The organism is Cellulomonas sp. IC4_254, assembly GCF_011603975.1.
GTDB lineage: Bacteria > Actinomycetota > Actinomycetes > Actinomycetales > Cellulomonadaceae > Cellulomonas.
Genome location: NZ_JAANNB010000007.1, coordinates 1 through 16,095, shown reverse-complemented (window position 1 = coordinate 16,095; position 16,095 = coordinate 1). Strand labels below are relative to the sequence as shown.

17 protein-coding genes are annotated in these 16,095 nt (G+C 75.6%); 7 read left to right on the top strand and 10 right to left on the bottom strand.

What is annotated here, in order from left to right; translation table 11 throughout:
• Nucleotides 1-11 precede the first annotated feature (11 nt).
• Genes G6556_RS01605 through G6556_RS01595 form a run of 3 tightly spaced genes read right to left on the bottom strand, consistent with a single transcriptional unit; the run spans nt 12 to nt 2,994 of the window.
• Nucleotides 12-827, bottom strand: coding sequence for a carbohydrate ABC transporter permease (locus tag G6556_RS01605; RefSeq protein ID WP_166937985.1), 816 nt, complete (start codon nt 825-827; stop codon nt 12-14).
• Complete coding sequence (locus G6556_RS01600) at nt 824-1,675, bottom strand: sugar ABC transporter permease (RefSeq protein WP_166937983.1); 852 nt, start codon at nt 1,673-1,675, stop codon at nt 824-826. The genes G6556_RS01605 and G6556_RS01600 overlap by 4 nt, the downstream gene beginning before the upstream one ends.
• 53 nt (nt 1,676-1,728) lie before the next feature.
• Nucleotides 1,729-2,994 (bottom strand): extracellular solute-binding protein, encoded by a 1,266-nt coding sequence (locus G6556_RS01595; protein WP_166937981.1) that lies wholly within the window; start codon nt 2,992-2,994, stop codon nt 1,729-1,731.
• Between the two features lie 193 nt (nt 2,995-3,187).
• Here G6556_RS01595 and G6556_RS01590 point away from each other — a divergent pair, with 193 nt between their 5' ends.
• From G6556_RS01590 to G6556_RS01580, 3 genes are all read left to right on the top strand, one after another.
• Nucleotides 3,188-4,198 (top strand): LacI family DNA-binding transcriptional regulator, encoded by a 1,011-nt coding sequence (locus tag G6556_RS01590; protein ID WP_166937979.1) that lies wholly within the window; start codon nt 3,188-3,190, stop codon nt 4,196-4,198.
• Nucleotides 4,199-4,381: 183 nt separating this feature from the next.
• Nucleotides 4,382-5,131, top strand: coding sequence for a ZIP family zinc transporter (locus tag G6556_RS01585; RefSeq protein ID WP_166937977.1), 750 nt, complete (start codon nt 4,382-4,384; stop codon nt 5,129-5,131).
• Nucleotides 5,132-5,200: 69 nt separating this feature from the next.
• The gene (locus tag G6556_RS01580) at nt 5,201-5,662 is read left to right on the top strand and encodes a GAF domain-containing protein (RefSeq protein ID WP_166937975.1); all 462 of its coding nucleotides are present in this window, start codon (nt 5,201-5,203) and stop codon (nt 5,660-5,662) included.
• Between the two features lie 6 nt (nt 5,663-5,668).
• Here G6556_RS01580 and G6556_RS01575 read toward each other — a convergent pair whose 3' ends face one another.
• A complete protein-coding gene (locus G6556_RS01575) occupies nt 5,669-5,899 on the bottom strand; it encodes a hypothetical protein (protein ID WP_205692870.1) in 231 nt (76 codons plus the stop codon).
• A gap of 138 nt (nt 5,900-6,037) precedes the next feature.
• Here G6556_RS01575 and G6556_RS01570 point away from each other — a divergent pair, with 138 nt between their 5' ends.
• Together G6556_RS01570 and G6556_RS01565 are read left to right on the top strand one after the other, a co-directional pair.
• Nucleotides 6,038-6,268, top strand: a complete 231-nt coding sequence (locus tag G6556_RS01570) for a DUF6480 family protein (RefSeq protein ID WP_147794662.1) — start codon at nt 6,038-6,040, stop codon at nt 6,266-6,268.
• A gap of 170 nt (nt 6,269-6,438) precedes the next feature.
• Entirely contained in the window at nt 6,439-7,065 is a 627-nt protein-coding gene (locus G6556_RS01565; protein ID WP_166937973.1) for a hypothetical protein, read from the top strand.
• On the opposite strand, the gene G6556_RS01560 is transcribed toward G6556_RS01565, so the two are convergent.
• The 3 genes from G6556_RS01560 to G6556_RS01550 all read right to left on the bottom strand — a co-directional run bounded on the left by G6556_RS01560 (nt 7,062) and on the right by G6556_RS01550 (nt 10,965).
• Nucleotides 7,062-8,156, bottom strand: coding sequence for an AI-2E family transporter (locus tag G6556_RS01560; protein WP_346774660.1), 1,095 nt, complete (start codon nt 8,154-8,156; stop codon nt 7,062-7,064). The genes G6556_RS01565 and G6556_RS01560 overlap by 4 nt on opposite strands.
• Nucleotides 8,153-9,013, bottom strand: coding sequence for a thioredoxin domain-containing protein (locus G6556_RS01555; protein WP_166937971.1), 861 nt, complete (start codon nt 9,011-9,013; stop codon nt 8,153-8,155). Before G6556_RS01555 ends, G6556_RS01560 begins: the two co-directional genes overlap by 4 nt.
• A gap of 587 nt (nt 9,014-9,600) precedes the next feature.
• The gene (locus G6556_RS01550; RefSeq protein ID WP_166937970.1) at nt 9,601-10,965 is read right to left on the bottom strand and encodes an MFS transporter; all 1,365 of its coding nucleotides are present in this window, start codon (nt 10,963-10,965) and stop codon (nt 9,601-9,603) included.
• A 120-nt stretch (nt 10,966-11,085) separates the two neighbouring features.
• Here G6556_RS01550 and G6556_RS01545 point away from each other — a divergent pair, with 120 nt between their 5' ends.
• Entirely contained in the window at nt 11,086-12,705 is a 1,620-nt protein-coding gene (locus G6556_RS01545) for a methyl-accepting chemotaxis protein (protein WP_346774659.1), read from the top strand.
• 23 nt (nt 12,706-12,728) lie between these two features.
• On the opposite strand, the gene G6556_RS01540 is transcribed toward G6556_RS01545, so the two are convergent.
• Nucleotides 12,729-13,919 carry a GDSL-type esterase/lipase family protein gene (locus G6556_RS01540; RefSeq protein ID WP_166937969.1) on the bottom strand — a complete coding sequence of 397 codons (1,191 nt, stop codon included), beginning with the start codon at nt 13,917-13,919 and terminating at the stop codon, nt 12,729-12,731.
• A complete protein-coding gene (locus G6556_RS01535) occupies nt 13,916-14,506 on the bottom strand; it encodes a TetR/AcrR family transcriptional regulator (protein ID WP_166937968.1) in 591 nt (196 codons plus the stop codon). Before G6556_RS01535 ends, G6556_RS01540 begins: the two co-directional genes overlap by 4 nt.
• Before the next feature lie 71 nt (nt 14,507-14,577).
• Here G6556_RS01535 and G6556_RS01530 point away from each other — a divergent pair, with 71 nt between their 5' ends.
• Nucleotides 14,578-15,426 carry an HAD family hydrolase gene (locus tag G6556_RS01530; RefSeq protein WP_346774658.1) on the top strand — a complete coding sequence of 283 codons (849 nt, stop codon included), beginning with the start codon at nt 14,578-14,580 and terminating at the stop codon, nt 15,424-15,426.
• A gap of 6 nt (nt 15,427-15,432) precedes the next feature.
• Here the strand turns inward: G6556_RS01530 and G6556_RS01525 are convergent.
• On the bottom strand, nt 15,433-16,095 hold a 663-nt coding region (locus G6556_RS01525), incomplete at its 5' end, for a hypothetical protein (RefSeq protein ID WP_346774657.1).

The window sequence follows — 16,095 nt, the reverse complement described above, 5'->3', positions numbered from 1 at the left end:
GGCGGCGGCGGTCACTTCACCGCGCCGACGGTCAGGCCGTCGCGCAGCAGCCGGTACGTGCTGCTGAACACGACGAGGATCGGGATGGACGTGAGCACGGCCAGCGCCATGAGGCCGGGCCAGTTGATGCCGAAGGCGCTCACCTGCTGGGCGAGCAGCGCGGACAGCGGGTACTGCCCGGGCGTCAGGTAGAAGTTCACGGCGTAGAGGAACTCGCCCCACGCCAGCAGGAACGTCAGCGTGCCGACGGTGGCGACGCCGTTGCGGGCGACGGGCAGCACGACCGACCAGAAGGTGCGGAGCATCCCGGCGCCGTCGATGGACGAGGCCTCCTCGATCTGCGGCGGCACGGCCCGGAAGAACGGCCGCAGCAGCAGCGTGGCGAACGGCGTGAGCAGGGCGGCGTCGGCCAGCACCACCGCGGCCGTCGTGTCGAGCAGCCGCCAGCCGCTGAACGCCTGGAACAGCGGGATGACGGTCGCGGTCTGCGGCATCATCTGCAGCACGATCAGCAGGCCGAGGGCCGCCGTCGGCAGCAGGCCCCGGGTCCGGGCAAGCCCGTACGCCGCCGGGATCGCGATGAGCAGCACGAGCGCGGTCGTGCAGGTGGCGATGGTGACGGACTGCAGCAGCGCGCGGGCCAGGTCGCCGCTCAGCGCCTCGACGTAGGCCGTCGTGACCGGGCGGAACAGGAACGTGCGGCTCGGGTCGAAGACGTCGTCCGACGACTTCACCGACGTGAGCAGGATCCACAGGATCGGGACGCCGTACATCAGCGTCAGCAGGACCTTGGCGGCGACCGCCAGGGGGCCGGCCTTGACGGTCATCCGTCCGCCTCCTCGCGCTTGATGCTCCGGGCGTAGACCACGGCCAGGACCAGCACGCCGACCACCGCGAGCGCCGAGGTGGCCGCGCCGAGCCCGTAGTCGTAGCGGACGAAGGCCTGCAGGTAGCCCAGGAACGGCAGGGTGTTGGTCGCGGTGCCCGGGCCGCCGTACGTCATCACGTAGATGAAGTCGAAGGACCGGAACCCGTAGACCAGGGTCAGGATGAGCAGCACCAGCGTGGTCGGGCGGACCGACGGCACCATGATGTGCCGGATCTGCTGCCACTTGCTGGCGCCGTCGAGCTGCGCCGCCTCGAACACCTCGGGGTCGATGGTCATGAGCGCGGCCCGGAACACGAGGGTGTTGAACGGGATCACCGCGAACGCGTTGACGAACGCCACCGAGAACAGCGCCCAGTGCTGGTCGTAGAGGAACGGCACCGGGGTCTCCCGCAGGCCGGTGCTCAGCAGCACGGTGTTGAGCAGGCCGGCGTCGTTCAGCAGGAACTTCCACACCGACCCGTTCACCACCGGCGGCAGCGCCCAGACGAACACCATGAGGGCGAGCAGCCAGGCCGACCAGCGGCCCGTGGTGCGCAGCGCGATCGCCGCGCCGAACCCGACCAGCATGCCGAGCACGGTGACCACGACGACGAACACGAGCGTCCGGCTGATCGCGGGACCGGTCTGCCCGGTCTCGAAGCCGCGGCGCACGTTGTCGAGGCCGGTGAACACCCAGTCGGCGTTGAGCGTGGCGGCCGTGACCTGGCTGACCGCCATCCGCACGAGCTGGACGAGCGGGTACAGGCTGAACAGGCCGAGGAACAGGGCGGCGGGCAGCAGGAACACGATCCGGCTGCCGCGCGGGTGCGGTGGTGGCGGCGGCGGACACGGTGACCTCGTCAGCCGATCTGGCTCTTCAGGGCGGCGACGGCCTGGTCGGCCGCGGCCTGCGGGGTCTGCTGGCCGCCGATGACCGCGGACCACGCCTGGCCGACGGTGAGCTGGACGTCCGCCACCGCGGCCGGCGGGATCGAGGTCGCCGGGTAGCTGGCGCCGAAGTCCGCGATGGTGCGGGCGAACGGGTCGAGCAGGTCGTTGCTCGTGACCACGTCGGCCTGGGCGGTGTCCGCGCGGGACGGGATCGAGCCGACCAGGTCGGGGGCGAGCTCCTGACCCTTCGCGTCCAGGTACGTGCTCTGCAGGTACTCCCACGCCAGCTCCGGGTCGTCGGCGTGCGCGCCGATGCCCTCGCCCTCGCCGCCGAGGTACACCCCGCCGGTGTCGCCGAGCGGCAGCGGCACGACGCCGTACGCGAAGTCCGCGTCGGACTCGGCGGTCCCGATCTGCCAGTTGCCGTTCTGCGCGAACGCGGTCTTCCCGGCGGCGAACTGCTGGAACGGGACCGTCTGGTCCCAGGTCACCGCCTCCTGCGTGAGCCAGCCGTTGTCGACCCAGCCGCGCACCCGCTCGAACCCGGCCGCGAGCGCGTCCGCGTCGGGGTTCTCGTAGTCGAAGCCGGCGTCGGTGATCCAGGGGTACGCCTGCCACTCGCCCTGCGACTGCGGGAGGCCGGACAGCGTGATGCCGCCGTACCCGGCGTCCTTCGCGGCCGCCATCGCGTCCTCGAGCTCGGCCATCGTGGTGGGCGGCTCGACCCCGATCTCGTCGAGGATGTCCTGGTTGTACCAGAGCCCCAGGAGGTTCACGTACCCCTGGACGGCGTACAGCTGGTCGTCGACGCTGTGCAGCACGGAGTCGGGGAACTGGTCGGCGTCGGCGAAGTCGGCCCACTGCTCGTCGAGCGGGGCGAGCACCCCGCCGAGGGCCAGGGTGGCCGCGTCGGCGCCGTTGAACACCACGACGTCCGGGCCGGTGCCGGCGCCCGCCGCGGAGACGAGCTTCGAGTTCATCTGGTCGTACGGGACGTAGACGTTCTCGACCGTGGCGTCGTTCTCGGACTCGAACTTCTCCTTGTACGCGTCCATGAGCGCGACCTGGTTCGGGTCGGAGAAGTAGTGCCAGACGGTGACGACCCCGTCGCCCTCGCCCCCGCTCCCGGAGGTCGAGCCACCGCCGCCGCCGGCGCTGGTGCCGCCCGAGCAGGCGGCCAGCCCGAGCGCGCCCGCGGCGGCCAGGGCGATCAGGGAGGTGCGTCGTGCGTTCATGCGGACCGGTCTCCTCGTCGAGTGCGGTCGGTGGCGGGCGTCGGTGCCGGGCCATCGCTGGTGCGTCGTCTCGGACGAAAGTGACCGAAACGCTTTTCGGGACGCTAGCACTGCGGTTCCGCGGGCGTCAACGGGGTGCCGGCGTGCGACGGTTTCGGCGTACGCTGCACCGAGCACCAGGACAGGGGGACCCATGAGCACCGACGCACCCGGCCGGCGCCAGGTCACGCTGCGCGACGTCGCGCAGCTCGCCGGCGTCTCGGTCGCCACCGCGTCCAAGGCGATCAACGGCAAGGCCGAGGTCAGCCCGGACACCCGGCGCCGCGTGCTCGACGTGGCCGAGCGACTGTCGTTCACGCCGAACGCCCTCGCCCGCGCGATGCTCGAGGGCCACACCGGCACCGTCGGCCTGCTGACCCACGACCTGGAGGGCCGGTTCTCGCTGCCGATCCTCATGGGCGCCGAGGACGCGTTCGGCGCCGGCCGGTCCAGCGTGCTGCTCTGCGACTCCCGCGGCGACGCGATCCGGGAGCAGCACCACCTGTCCACCCTGCTCGGCCGCCGCGTGGACGGGCTCATCGTCGTGGGGTCGCAGACCGACGCCCGCCCGCCGCTCGGCCGGGACCTGCCCGTTCCGGTCGTCTACACCTACGCGCCGTCCACCGACCCGGCCGACGCGTCGGTCGTCCCCGACAACGTCACCGCGGGCCGGATCGCCGTCGAGCACCTGCTGGCCACGGGGCGCCGCCGGATCGCGCACGTGTCCGGCGACATCACCTACGCCGCCGCGACCGACCGCGCCGCCGGGGCCGACGCCGCCCTGGCCGAGCACGGGCTCGAGCGCGTCGGCCCGGTGCGGTACGGCTCATGGTCCGAGGCGTGGGGGCGCTCGTCCGTCGCCGCACTGCTGGAGCAGGACGTCGACGCGATCGTCTGCGGCAGCGACCAGATCGCGCGCGGCGTGCTCGACGCGCTGCACGACCGCGGGGTGCGCGTCCCGGACGACGTCGCCGTCATCGGGTTCGACAACTGGGAGCCGATGATCGCCGGGTGCCGGCCGGCGCTGACCAGCATCGACATGAACTTCCAGATGATGGGGCGGCGGGCCGCGGAGCGGCTGTTCGCGTCGCTGGAGGGGCGCGACCCGGGCGGCGTGGAGACCGTGACGCCGCGGGTGATCGTGCGGGAGTCGACGGGCGGCTGAGCGCCCGGGGCCCTCGCCGGCGGCGGCGCCGCGCTCCGGTCGCCGACCGCCCCGCGCGGGCCTAGCGTGGCGGCGCCCTGCGGCCGCCCGGGGCACCGCCGACCACGGGAGACCGCCGTGCTTCACCTCGCCGAGCCCCGCCCCACGGTCCGCGCCGCCCGTCCCGCCCGGGAGGGCTGACCCGTGCCCGTCTGGCTGGAGGCCGGCGCGTGGGGCCTGGTCGGCGGCGCGGCGCTGGTGCTCGGCGCCCTGGTCGCGTGGTTCGTCCGCGTCCCGCAGCGGGTCGTCGCCAGCATCATGGCGTTCGGCGCCGGCGTGCTGATCTCGGCGCTGGCGTTCGAGCTGGTCGACGAGGCCGAGCGCGCCGGCGGGCTGGTCCCGACGGTCGGCGGGTTCCTCGGCGGCGCGGTGGCGTACGTCGCCGCGAACCTCGTGCTCGCCCGGCGCGGCGCCCGGCACCGCAAGCGGTCCGGCGACCAGCAGCCGTCGGAGCAGGACACCGCGGGCAGCGGCGCGGCGATCGCCGTCGGGGCGCTGCTGGACGGCATCCCGGAGTCGGTGGTGCTGGGGCTGTCGGTGCTCGGCGGCCAGGGCGTGGGCGTCGGGGTGCTGGCCGCGGTGTTCATCTCGAACGTCCCCGAGGGGCTGTCCAGCGCGGCCGGGATGAAGCGCGCCGGGCGCGGACCGGGCTACGTGTTCGGGGTGTGGACCGGGATCGCGGTGGCGAGCGGCCTCGCGGCGCTGGTCGGCTCGCTGCTGCTGCAGGACGCGTCGGCGGGGACGGTCGCGGCCATCACGGCAGTCGCCGCGGGGGCGATCCTGGCCATGCTCGCGGACACGATGATCCCGGAGGCCTTCGAGCGCGCGCACCTGCTCACCGGCCTCATCACGGCGCTCGGCTTCCTCACCGCGTTCGCGATCGAGAGGGCGTGACCGGCGGATTCACGGCGGCACCGCGGGGTGTGAGACAGTGCGTCTCCCCCAGCAGCCGGAGGAGCCCCGATGACCGCGTCGACCGATGTGGACCCGACGTCCTCGTACCTGGACGCGTACGCCGCGGAGGCCGCCGCGCGCGTCGGGGTGCCGACCGAGTGCAGCATCATCCTGCGGAGCCACCACCTGCTCGACCAGGTCGCGAGCAGCAGCGAGCGCGCCGCCCGCTGCGACCGCGCGGAGGTCACCTCCGGCGAGGGCCCGTGCGTGGTCGCGATCCAGCAGCTCCGCGGCGAGCTGGTCCCGGACGTGCTCACCGAGGAGCGCTGGCCGGAGTGGCGCGCGGCGACGACCGAGGCCGGGTTCCGGTCCACGGCGGCGCTGCCGGGGCAGGTGGACGCCGAGACGACGGTCGCGCTCAACCTCTACTCGGAGGCCGTCGACCCGTGGGACCGCGACGTGCTGGTCGGGATGGACCGGTTCGTGCAGGAGATCGCGGAGGCCATCCGGACCCGCGGCCTCAGCGTCTGACGCCCGTCAGCCCTGCAGCCGGCGGGCGAGCATCGCCTTGGACTGCTCGGCGCCCTTGTGGCTCTCGTGCTGCGCCCGCCGGAAGAAGTCCGCGAGCTCCGCGTCGCCGGCCCGGTCGGCGTCCTGCGCGTACTGCTCCAGCCGCAGCACGTTGCTCAGGCACGCCTCGGCGAACCAGATCAGGTTGTAGTCCTTGTCCGGGGTACCGGTGACGCCCCCGGTCTCGCTGTCCGACATGATGACCCCCTCGGCACGCGACGGCCGCGCGGTACCCACGCTAGGCCCGGGGGTCGCGGCCCGCGCGGGCGGCACCGCGACCAGCACCGACGTCTCCCCCGGTCGCCGGACGCGGCCCGGCGTGCCTAGCGTGGCCGCATGACGAGCATCCCCGACCCGGACCCGGAGAACACGCCCGGCCTCGAGCCCGGCGGCGGCGTCGCGCCCGGCGACACCCCTCCCGGCGAGTCCAGCACGTCCGGCGCGGCGTTCCAGGAGCCCGACCTGCCGAGCCGCCGCACCAACTGGCTGGTGTACGTCCTGATCGGCGTGGTGGTCGTGTTCGCGCTGCTGCTGTTCGTCGGGTACGTGGTGGGCCTGCTCGGCTGACCCGCGGTTCGTCGCCTGGGGCTGCCGGGGCCGGTAGCGTCCGGACGGCGCCGACCGCCCCGACCGGACCCGTCCGAGTCGTCCCGCCCGAGCCCGGGGTCGGCGACGCCCTGCGGTTCGGCTGGGGGGCCGTCCGCGCGCGCCTCCCCACCGCCGTCGGCCTGTTCGCGGTGCCCGTCGCGCTGCTCGTGGCCGGCACCGCGGCCGTGTCCGTCCCGGTGGTGGCCGCAGCCGTCGACCAGGTCCGGACCCGGGCCGCCGTCCCGCAGGACGGCTCGGTGCTGGTCGGCCCGAGCTGGGGCGTCCCGCCGGGGGCGCTCGCCGGGCTGCTCGCGGCGGTCGTCGGGCTCCAGGTGGTGACCCTGCTGGTGCAGGTGCTCGGTGCGCGGTTCGGCCTCGCGCTGGTGGACGGGCGCCCGGTCGGCGCGCGGGAGTTCTGGACGCCGCGCGGGCTCGGGCGGCCGCTCGCGACCGCGGTGCTGCTCGCCGTCCTCACCGCGGTCGGCACGCTCCTGCTGTACCTGCCCGGGCTCGCGGTCGCGCTGCTCGGGCAGTACGCGGTGTCCCTCTCGTTCGACCGGCGGTTCGGCCCGGTAGTGGCGATCCGGGAGAGCGCCCGGCTCGCGGGCCGGCACCCGGGGACGACGGTGCTGCTCGCACTCGTCGTCGCGGTGCTCGGGTCGGCCGGGTCGATGGTGTGCCTCGTCGGGCTGGCCCTGGCGTACCCGGTGGCGTTCACGACGACCGCGTGGCTGTACCGCCGGCTCGACTCCCGGCCGGGCACCCCGGCCGGCTAGGTCTGCTCCGTCCCCAGCGCGGGGAACCGGTCGTGCCCGTGCAGGTACCGGACCATCGTGTTCAGCGTCGCGGCCACCGGCACCGCGAACAGCGCGCCGACGATGCCCGCCGAGATCGACCCGGCGGTGACCACCAGGAGCACCGCGACCGGGTGCAGCGCCACCGCGTGCCCCATGAGGAACGGCTGCAGCACGTTGCCCTCGACCTGCTGCACGAGCAGCACGACCGCCAGCATCAGCAGCGCGGTGACCGGTCCCTGCGCCACGAGGGCGACCAGCACCGCGATCGCGCCGGTGCTGACCGCGCCGACGAACGGGATGAACGAGGCCACGAACACCAGCACCGCGATCGGCACCGCCAGCGGGACGCCGAGCAGCGCCGCCCCGAGGCCGATGCCCAGCGCGTCGACCGCGCCGACCAGGATCTGGGTGCGGGTGTACGCCGCGAGGGTGACCAGGCCCCTGCGGCCGGCCTCGTGCACCCGCGGGCGGACCGCGCGCGGCAGCAGGCCGACCGTCCACGCCCACATCGGCCGGGCGTCCCGCACGAAGAAGAACGCGCAGAACACCGCCATCACCCCGCCCGCCAGCACCTGGCCCAGGGTCAGCGTCGCCGACCACGCGCCGGTCAGCAGCGTCCCGGCGTTGTCGCCGAGCGCCGCCAGCGCCTGGGCCACCAGGGCGTCGACCCGGTCGACCTCCATGCCCAGAGGTCCGTCCGCGAGCCACGCGAGCGCCTGGTCGACGCCCGCGAGCGCCTGCTCCGCGAGGTCGCCGAGCCCCGTCGCGATCGACCGCCCCGCCAGCGCCGCCAGCCCGGCCACCACCGCCACCAGCCCGAGCACGCACGTCAGGCTCGCCAACCAGGACGGGAACCGCGCGCGGCGCTCCAGCAGCCGCGCCGGCGGGACCAGCAGCACCGCGAGCAGCAGGCCGACCGCCACGGCGACCACCACCACCCGGAAGAAGTCGACGAGCCACAGCCCGACCGCGGCGGCGCCGGTCATCGCCAGCACCCGCCAGGACCACGCCGCGGCCGCGCGCACCGACGGCGGCACGGGGTGGCCGTCGGGCGCGGGCGCCGCCGTCACCCGCGCGCCGCGACGGCCGCGGCGACGAGGTCCGTGAGGCTGCCGGGCTCGCTCCAGTCGTCCACCGGGACGCCGTCGACCAGGATCGTCGGCACCCGCACCTCGGGGAGGTCGAGGGCCGCCTGGTTCGTCGCGGCCGCGACCCACGGCGCGAAGGCCCGGGAGGTCGCGGTGCGCTCCTCGGTGCCGCCGCTGCCCGTGGTCACCCGGTACGGGGTCGGGGACACCGCGGTGAACCGCTCCGCCACACCGGGGTGCACGCCGGCGTCGACGGCCAGCCGAGCGATCTCGTCGTCGGAGAGCCCGGCGGGGTCGTCCGTCGGCGGCTGCGCGGCCATCAGCGCGTGCAGCACGTCCACGTAGTGCTCGGGCGAGGCGTCCGCGACGACCGCGAGCGCGTTCACCGCACGGGTCGAGTAGGTGCCGCCGAACCGGGCGTCCAGGAACGCGAGCGGCCGGTGCACCACCGTGACGCCGCCCTGCGCGACCAGGTCCATCAGCGCGTCGGAGTACTGCTCGTCGAACCGCTGGCACCACGGGCACCACGGGTCCGCGTACACGTCGACGACGACGTCGCCCTCCCCCGCGACCCCGACGCCGGCCGCGCTGATCGGCACGCCGCCGCGCTCGTCGGCCGCGGCCGGCGCCGTCACGTCCGCGAGCGCCGGCGGCACCACGTCCTCGTCGCCGCCGCCGTACCAGACCTGGTTGCCGCCGTCCCCGGGCGCGGCGTCACCCCCGCACGCCGCGAGCGGCAGGGCGACCAGGCAGGCGGCGAGCACGGCGCCCAGCACGCGGGCGACGCGGGACGGCGAGCGGCGGGCGCGGGTGCGCCACGGCGACGGTGCGGTCGTCATGTCGGATGACTCCTCCGGGTATGCCCCCCTCGAAGTGTCCGGCCCAGCGTCGCACGGGCCCGGGCGCCGTCCGTGCTCCCGAGGTCCCGGGTGCGTGCCATCGCCGCCGGTCCTCCCCGGGACCTCCACGGCACCCCCGCGGGATCCCGGCGGGCGCGTACGCCCGGCGCGCGGGGCACGACGGCGCCGGGGCGCCATGGCCGGGAGCCGTCCCGTCCCGCCGCGCAGCACCCGGGAGGTCCGATGCACCGCCGCCACCACTCACGCCGCACGCGGCCCTGAGTGCTCCGGACACCGGTGGTAGCGTCGGAGAGTCACCACGACGGCGACTCGCCGACCACCCGGCCGACGAGCCACCGCCGCGGTGATGTGAACTCACCGCACGAGTTCACGAACGAGGCGAATCACTTCCACGACGACCGGCACGAGCTGCTTCACGAGGGCTGTCACCCTCGCGGCTCTGCCGGTCGTTCGCTGTCCGGAAGGACCCGGCTAAGCCTAGGGACCCCGCCCACCTACTCAGTGCGATGACCGGCTCTTCGTCCACAGCCTGCGAGGTGGACCGCCGCCCCGCCCCGGGGCGCGGGTCACCCCCGCCGCGGCGCCAGGGCCCGGTCCACCGCGGCCAGCACCGTCGCCCCGGCGCCCGCGGCGAGCACCAGCCACCCGATCGCGTGCAGCCCCGCGTCGGTCGGCCGGTCCCCGAACACCAGCCCGATCACGGCGGACGAGGCGATGGCCGCCAGGTACACCGAGGTCCGGGACAGCCCCGACGCGGTGCCGATCTGGTCGGGCGGCGCCTGCCGGTACAGCGCGGCCTGGTTCGTCACCGACGCGAGCCCCTGCGGCACCCCGAAGACCGCGGCGACGACCAGCAGCAGCCACACCGGCGACGCCGAGGTCAGCCCGAGCAGCAGCGTCCCGCCGGTCACGGCGAGCGCGCCCGCGACGACCAGCGGCGGCCGAAGCCGGGTGTTCCGCGCGACGGCGACGGACGCCAGCCCGGCGAGCACGGCGGTCGGCAGCTGGAGCAGCCCGGCCGCGTCGGGGTCGTAGCCCGCGGCGCCCTGCAGCCACTGCGAGTACCCGTAGACCACGGAGTACGCCGAGAGGTAGACGAGGAACATCCGCGCGTAGGTCCGGGTGAGGGCGCCGTTGCGCCTGAGCATCCGCACGTCGACGAACGGCGCCGGCCGCCCCCGTTCCCACCGCACGAACGCCACCAGCAGCACGGCCGCGACCGCGAGCAGCCACCACAGCGGGCGCGCGAGCTCGAGCAGGAACACCAGCAGCGCCGCGAGACCGGTGGCGAAGAGCACGATGCCCACCACGTCGACCCCCGCCCGCGGCCCGGGGGCGGCCCGGGGCGGGCGCTCGTCGTCGCGCGGAACCCAGGCGGCGGTCATCGCCAGCGCGGCGAGGGCGAGCGGCACGTTCACCAGGAAGATCGCCTGCCAGTCGAACGCCGCGACCAGCACGCCGCCGAGCACCGGCCCCACCGCGGACGTCGTGAGGCTGGCGATCGACAGCCCCGACAGCAGGGCGGGCGGCGTGGGCCGGCCGGTCCGGCGGGACTGGTCGCTGATCAGCGTCATCGCCGACGGGTACGCCGTGGACGTGCCGAGCCCGATGAGCACCCGCGCGGCGAGCACGCCGCCGAACCCGGGCCACAGCAGGGGCAGCACGCCGGCGACGAGAACGCCGACCAGGCCGGCGGTGTAGACGCGGCGGGGACCGAGCAGGTCGGCGAACCGGCCCATCACCGGCTGGGCGACCGCGCTGGCCAGGTACAGGCCCGCGACCAGCCAGATCGCGCGCGACGTCGGGATGCCCAGGTCCCGGGAGATCGGCACCAGCGCGACGGAGATCATCGTGGTGTTGATCGGGTTCAGCACGGGGCCGATCAGCACCGGCGTGACGAACCGGGGACCGAATCCGCGTTCTGAGGGCACGGCTCCCCACGCTACGTCGTCGGCCGCCGCGCGGGTTCACCCGGGCCGACCGCTCCCGCACGGCGGGCCCCTGCCGATAGGAGGCGGCGTCCCACCACCCCTCACCCGAACGGCGGTCCCGTGACCAGCAGCTGGAACCGGCAGTCCATCGGCGCGCGCATGACGGCGGTCTTCGGGCTGCTGACCTCGCTGATCGTCGTCGCGATCGCGCTCGGCGTCGTCACCGCGCAGGTGCAGCGCACCTACGCCGAGCGGATCGCAGACGCGGACCGCGTGCTCCGGCTGGCCGAGGAGGCGCGGTTCCAGATCGCCGACGCGACCGGGTGGCAGGGGCTGGTCGTGGCGGACACCGCGGCGCTCGGGCCGGAGGCGGCGCTGGCCGACTCGGCGTACAACCGCAGCAGCCTGCTCGCGACCGAGGCGGACGTGCGGGCGTGGCTCGCGGACCTCGACACCACCGGGGCGACGGCCGAGGAGCAGCAGGCCTTCGACGGGCTCGCGGGGGCGTGGGACTCGTTCTTCGCGGGCGACGACGAGGTGGTGGCGCTGCTCGCGACCGGCGCCCCGGAGGACTACGCGGCGGCCCTGACCTCGATCAACGAGGGCGCCGCCGGCGCCTCGTACGACGAGGTGCTGACGCTGGCGGACCAGATCCAGGGCTCGGCGGAGGACCGCGTGCAGGACCTGCAGGCCCGGCAGCAGTCGGAGCAGGAGCAGGGGCGCGCGGTGCTCGTCGGGCTCGGCGTGCTGTCCGCGGCGTTCGCGGCGTACGCCGGACGCAAGGTCACCCGCGACATCGCCGGGCCCGCCGGCCGCATCTCCGAGGTCGCGGCGGCGCTGGCGCAGGGCGACCTGACCCGCCGCACCGGCCTGGACGCGGGTGGCGAGATCTCCCGCGCGGGCAAGGCGCTGGACGACGCCGTGGACGCGGTGTCCACGCTGGTCGGACAGGTGGCGCGCACCGCGCAGGGCTCTGACGCGACCGTCGGGGCGCTGCGCGGGGCCGCGGCCGAGGGCGCCGCCGCGGCGCGTGAGACGAGCGCGCAGGTGGGCGCGGTCTCGGCGTCCGCGGAGCAGGTGTCCCGGAACGTGCAGACGGTCGCGGCGGGCGCGGAGCAGATGGGCGCGAGCATCCGGGAGATCGCGCAGAACGCGACGGAGGCGGCGAAGGTCGCCGCGCAGGCGATGTCCGAGGTGGCCGCGACGAACGAGACCGTCGCCCGGCTCGGCGCCTCGTCCCAGGAGATCGGGAACGTCGTCAAGGTCATCACGAGCATTGCCGAGCAGACGAACCTGCTCGCGCTGAACGCGACCATCGAGGCCGCGCGCGCCGGCGAGGCGGGCAAGGGCTTCGCGGTCGTCGCCGGCGAGGTCAAGGAGCTCGCGACCGAGACGGCCCGCGCCACGGAGGACATCGCCCGCCGGGTCGAGGCGATCCAGGGCGACACCACCGGCGCGGTCGGCGCGATCGACGGCATCTCGCGGATCATCGCCCGGATCAACGACTTCCAGCTGACGATCGCCTCCGCGGTCGAGGAGCAGACGGCGACGACCGCGGAGATGTCCCGCGGCGTCGCGGAGGCGGCGACCGGGGCCGGCGAGATCGCCGCGGGCCTGGGGTCGGTCGCCGCGGCGGCGGACCTCAGCGCGGGCACGCTGGCGCGGGTCGACGGCGACATGGCGCAGGTCGCCGACGCGTCGCGGGACATGGCGACCCAGATCGCGGCGTTCCGGGTCTGAGACCCGCGGGCCCGGCCCCGACGCTACCGACCGCGCGGTGCGCGCGTGGCCGGTTCGGTGCGCGGATCGGCGAACGGCCCGTCCGCCGCGAACGCGCGCGCCGCGAACCGCTCGCCGATCAGCCGGTGCGTCGCCGCGTCCGGGTGCAGCGCGTCCGGCAGCGGGTGCTCCTCCGCGTCGGCCGCCCCGTACAGGGCGAGGCCGTCGAGCAGGTGCAGGTGCGGGTCGTCCGCCCGGCGCCCCGCGACCGTCGCGAGCGCGTCCCGGACCACCCGCAGGGTGAGCCGGCCGTTCGACAGGTCGTCGCCGCCCGTGGCCACGAACCGCGCCTGGCCCGCCGCGAGCGCCGCCACGTCGAACGCCCCGGGTCCGGGGGTGTCCTCGTGGATGCCGCAGAAGATCGGCGTGACCAGCACGAGCGGGGTGTCCGGGTGGCCGTCGCGGATGGTGTCGAGGAACCCGTGCACCGCGGCCTCGAAGGTCCGCCGCCGCATGCCGTCCAGGTTGACGACGTTGATGCCGAGCGCCACGCTGATCAGGTCGGCCGGGGCGTCCCGGATCACGCGGGCGGTCGCCGGGTCGACGAGCGCGCTGCCGCCGAGGCCGAGGTTGCGCAGGTCGACGCCGCCGAGCCGCGCGGCGACGGCGGGCCAGGTCCCGGCCGGGGTCGCGGCGTTGGAGCCCTGGCTGATCGACGAGCCGTGGTGCAGCCACACGGGCCGGTCGTCGGGGGCGGGCCGCGCCGGGGCGTCGGCGCGCAGGGCCACGACGTCGACGGACTCGTTGTGCGGGAGCCAGACCTCGACGACCTTCTCGCCGGCGGGCAGGCCGGCGAACGCGACGGTCTGCGCGTCGCCGGGCAGCAGCGCGGAGGTGCCGGTCGCGAGGTCGGTCTCGATCGCGTCGCCGCCGGTCAGCGGCTCGCTGCCGAGCAGCACGCCGTCGACCACCAGGTCCACCGCGCCGCGCGGGCGCCCGACCTGCCGGTAGGCGAGCCGGGTGGGGTGCACGACCACCTCGACGGCGGTGGCCTCGGTCGTGAACGCGAGCCGGACGCCGGACGGCTGCGCCTCCATCGCGGCGAGCTGCGGGTCGCCGAGCTGCCGGCCCACCCACGCGGGCAGCCGGTGCGGCCGCAGCCCGCGCGGGGTGCGCTCGGTCTCGGCGGCGCCGCGCACGAGGGCGGCGAGGTCGGCCAGGGAGACGTCGATCATGCGGAGGACTCCTCGGGGTCGGGGGCGGGCCACGCCCGGAGCAGGGTGTCGAGCGCGTCGACGGCCCGGTCCCACGACGCGGCGGGAGCGGGGGCGCTGTGGTCGAAGCTCCCGATGCGCTCGAGCTGGACGAAGCCGTTGATGGTGCTGCCGAGCAGCCGGACGACGTGCACCCGCTGGTCGGCGGGCAGCGCGTAGCCGCGGAGCAGGGCGTCGGTCAGCGCGACGACGTCCACCGCGGACGGCGCGGCGACGGCGGCCGGCCCGGCCCGGCGCTGCATCGCCGCCCACCGGCCGGGGTGCTCCCGGGCGTAGTCCCGGAACGCGTCGGCGTACCCGCGCAGGGCGTCCCGGCCGGAGCGACCGGCGATCCCGGTCGCGATGCGGGCCGCGACCTCACCCATCGCGAGCGCGGTGACGCCGTCGAGCAGGGCGGCGCGGTCCCGGACGTGCGCGTACAGGCTGGCGGTCTGCACGCCGAGCCGGCGCGCGACGGCGGACAGCGTGAGCGCGTCGAAGCCGGCCTCGTCGGCGAGCGCCGCGGCGTCGGCCACGACGACGGCGGGGGTCAGTCCGGCGCGGGTCATGCGCCCAACCTACACCCTGTAGGTTTCTGCCTGACCCGCATAGGCCACGGCGGTGCGAGAGGATGGCGGGCGTGACCCCTGCGCCCTCGTCCCCCCGGATCGTGTTCCTCGACGTCGACGGGACGTACGCGCACCACGGGCAGGTCCCGCCCGGTCACGAGCGGGTCGTGCGGGAGGCGCGGGCCCGCGGGCACCGGGTGCTGCTGTGCACCGGCCGGCCCCTGTCGATGCTCCCGGAGGCGGTCCGGGCCGCGGGGTTCGACGGGGTCGTCGCCTCGGCGGGCGGCTACGTCGAGGTCGACGGGGTCGTGCTCCGCGACCAGCGGTTCCCGGCCGACCTCGCCGCGCGGGCCGTCGAGGTGCTGGACCGGCACGACGCCGCCTACCTCCTGGAGGCGCCGGACGCGCTGTACGGCCGGCCGGGCGTCGACCGCCGGCTCGACGAGCTGCTCGGCGGGCACTTCGGCCGCGCGGACGGCGGCGCCGACGGCGCGGCCAGCCCGCTGGAGATCCTCCGCGCGCTGCGGACCCCGGACGACCTGACCGCCTGCTCGTTCGCCAAGATCACCTACTTCGGCGCCGCGATCCCGTGGCCCGAGCTCGGCGCGGAGCTCGGCGACCGCCTGGGCATCCTGCCCAGCTCCATCGCCGCGATGGGCGAGTCCGCCGGCGAGATCTACCTGGTCGGGGTGCACAAGGCCCTCGGCATCGAGGCCGTCACCGCGCACCTGGGCGTGCCGCGCGAGGACGTCATCGCGTTCGGGGACGGGCTGAACGACCTGGAGATGCTCGAGCACGCCGGCACCGGCGTCGCGATCGAGGGCGCCGACCCGCGGGTGCTGGCCGTCGCCGACCTCGTCGTGGCCGGTCCGCAGGTCGAGGGGCTCGTCGAGGGGTTCGCGCGCGTCGGCCTGGTCTGACCGGCCTCAGTCGACCCAGACCACCACGCCGGTCACGCCGCCGAGCACCGACCCGACGCCGGCGCGCACGGCCGCCGCGGCCCGCTCCGGCGTGAAGGACGCGGGGTCGTAGTCGGACGCCGACCCCAGGCCCTCGCCGCGGAACGACGCCCCGGTCCAGTCCACGGCGGTGACGTTCCCGGTCGGCTCGGCGATCTCGGCGCCGACCACCAGGAACTCCTGGTCCAGGTGGTTGGCGCTGACGACCGCGAGCGGGTCGACCAGGTCCTCCCCCGCGCTGATCACCAGGTCCGGCCCCATCTCCACCGCCTCGGCGATGCTCGGCACCAGGTCGTCCGGCGTCGCGGGCTCGACGACCCGCAGGTCCACGCCCTCCGCGTCGGCCCACTCGCGGACCGCCGTGACCAGCGTCCGCGTCGGGTCGTCGTCCCCGCGGGTCAGCAGCACGACGCGGTACCCCTCGCGCGGGCCGATGCCCTCCCACGAGCCCGCCTCCGGGACGATCGTCGCCTCCGGCGTGGGCGTCTCGCCCGGCTCGAGGAAGCCCGCCGACAGCGCGCCCACGGCGACGGGGCCGTCGTGCGGCGTCGACCAGTCGGCGGCGCACGCCGTGAGCAGGGCGCCCGCGACGACGGGCGCGGCGACGGCCGCGAGCAGGGCACGGGGGCG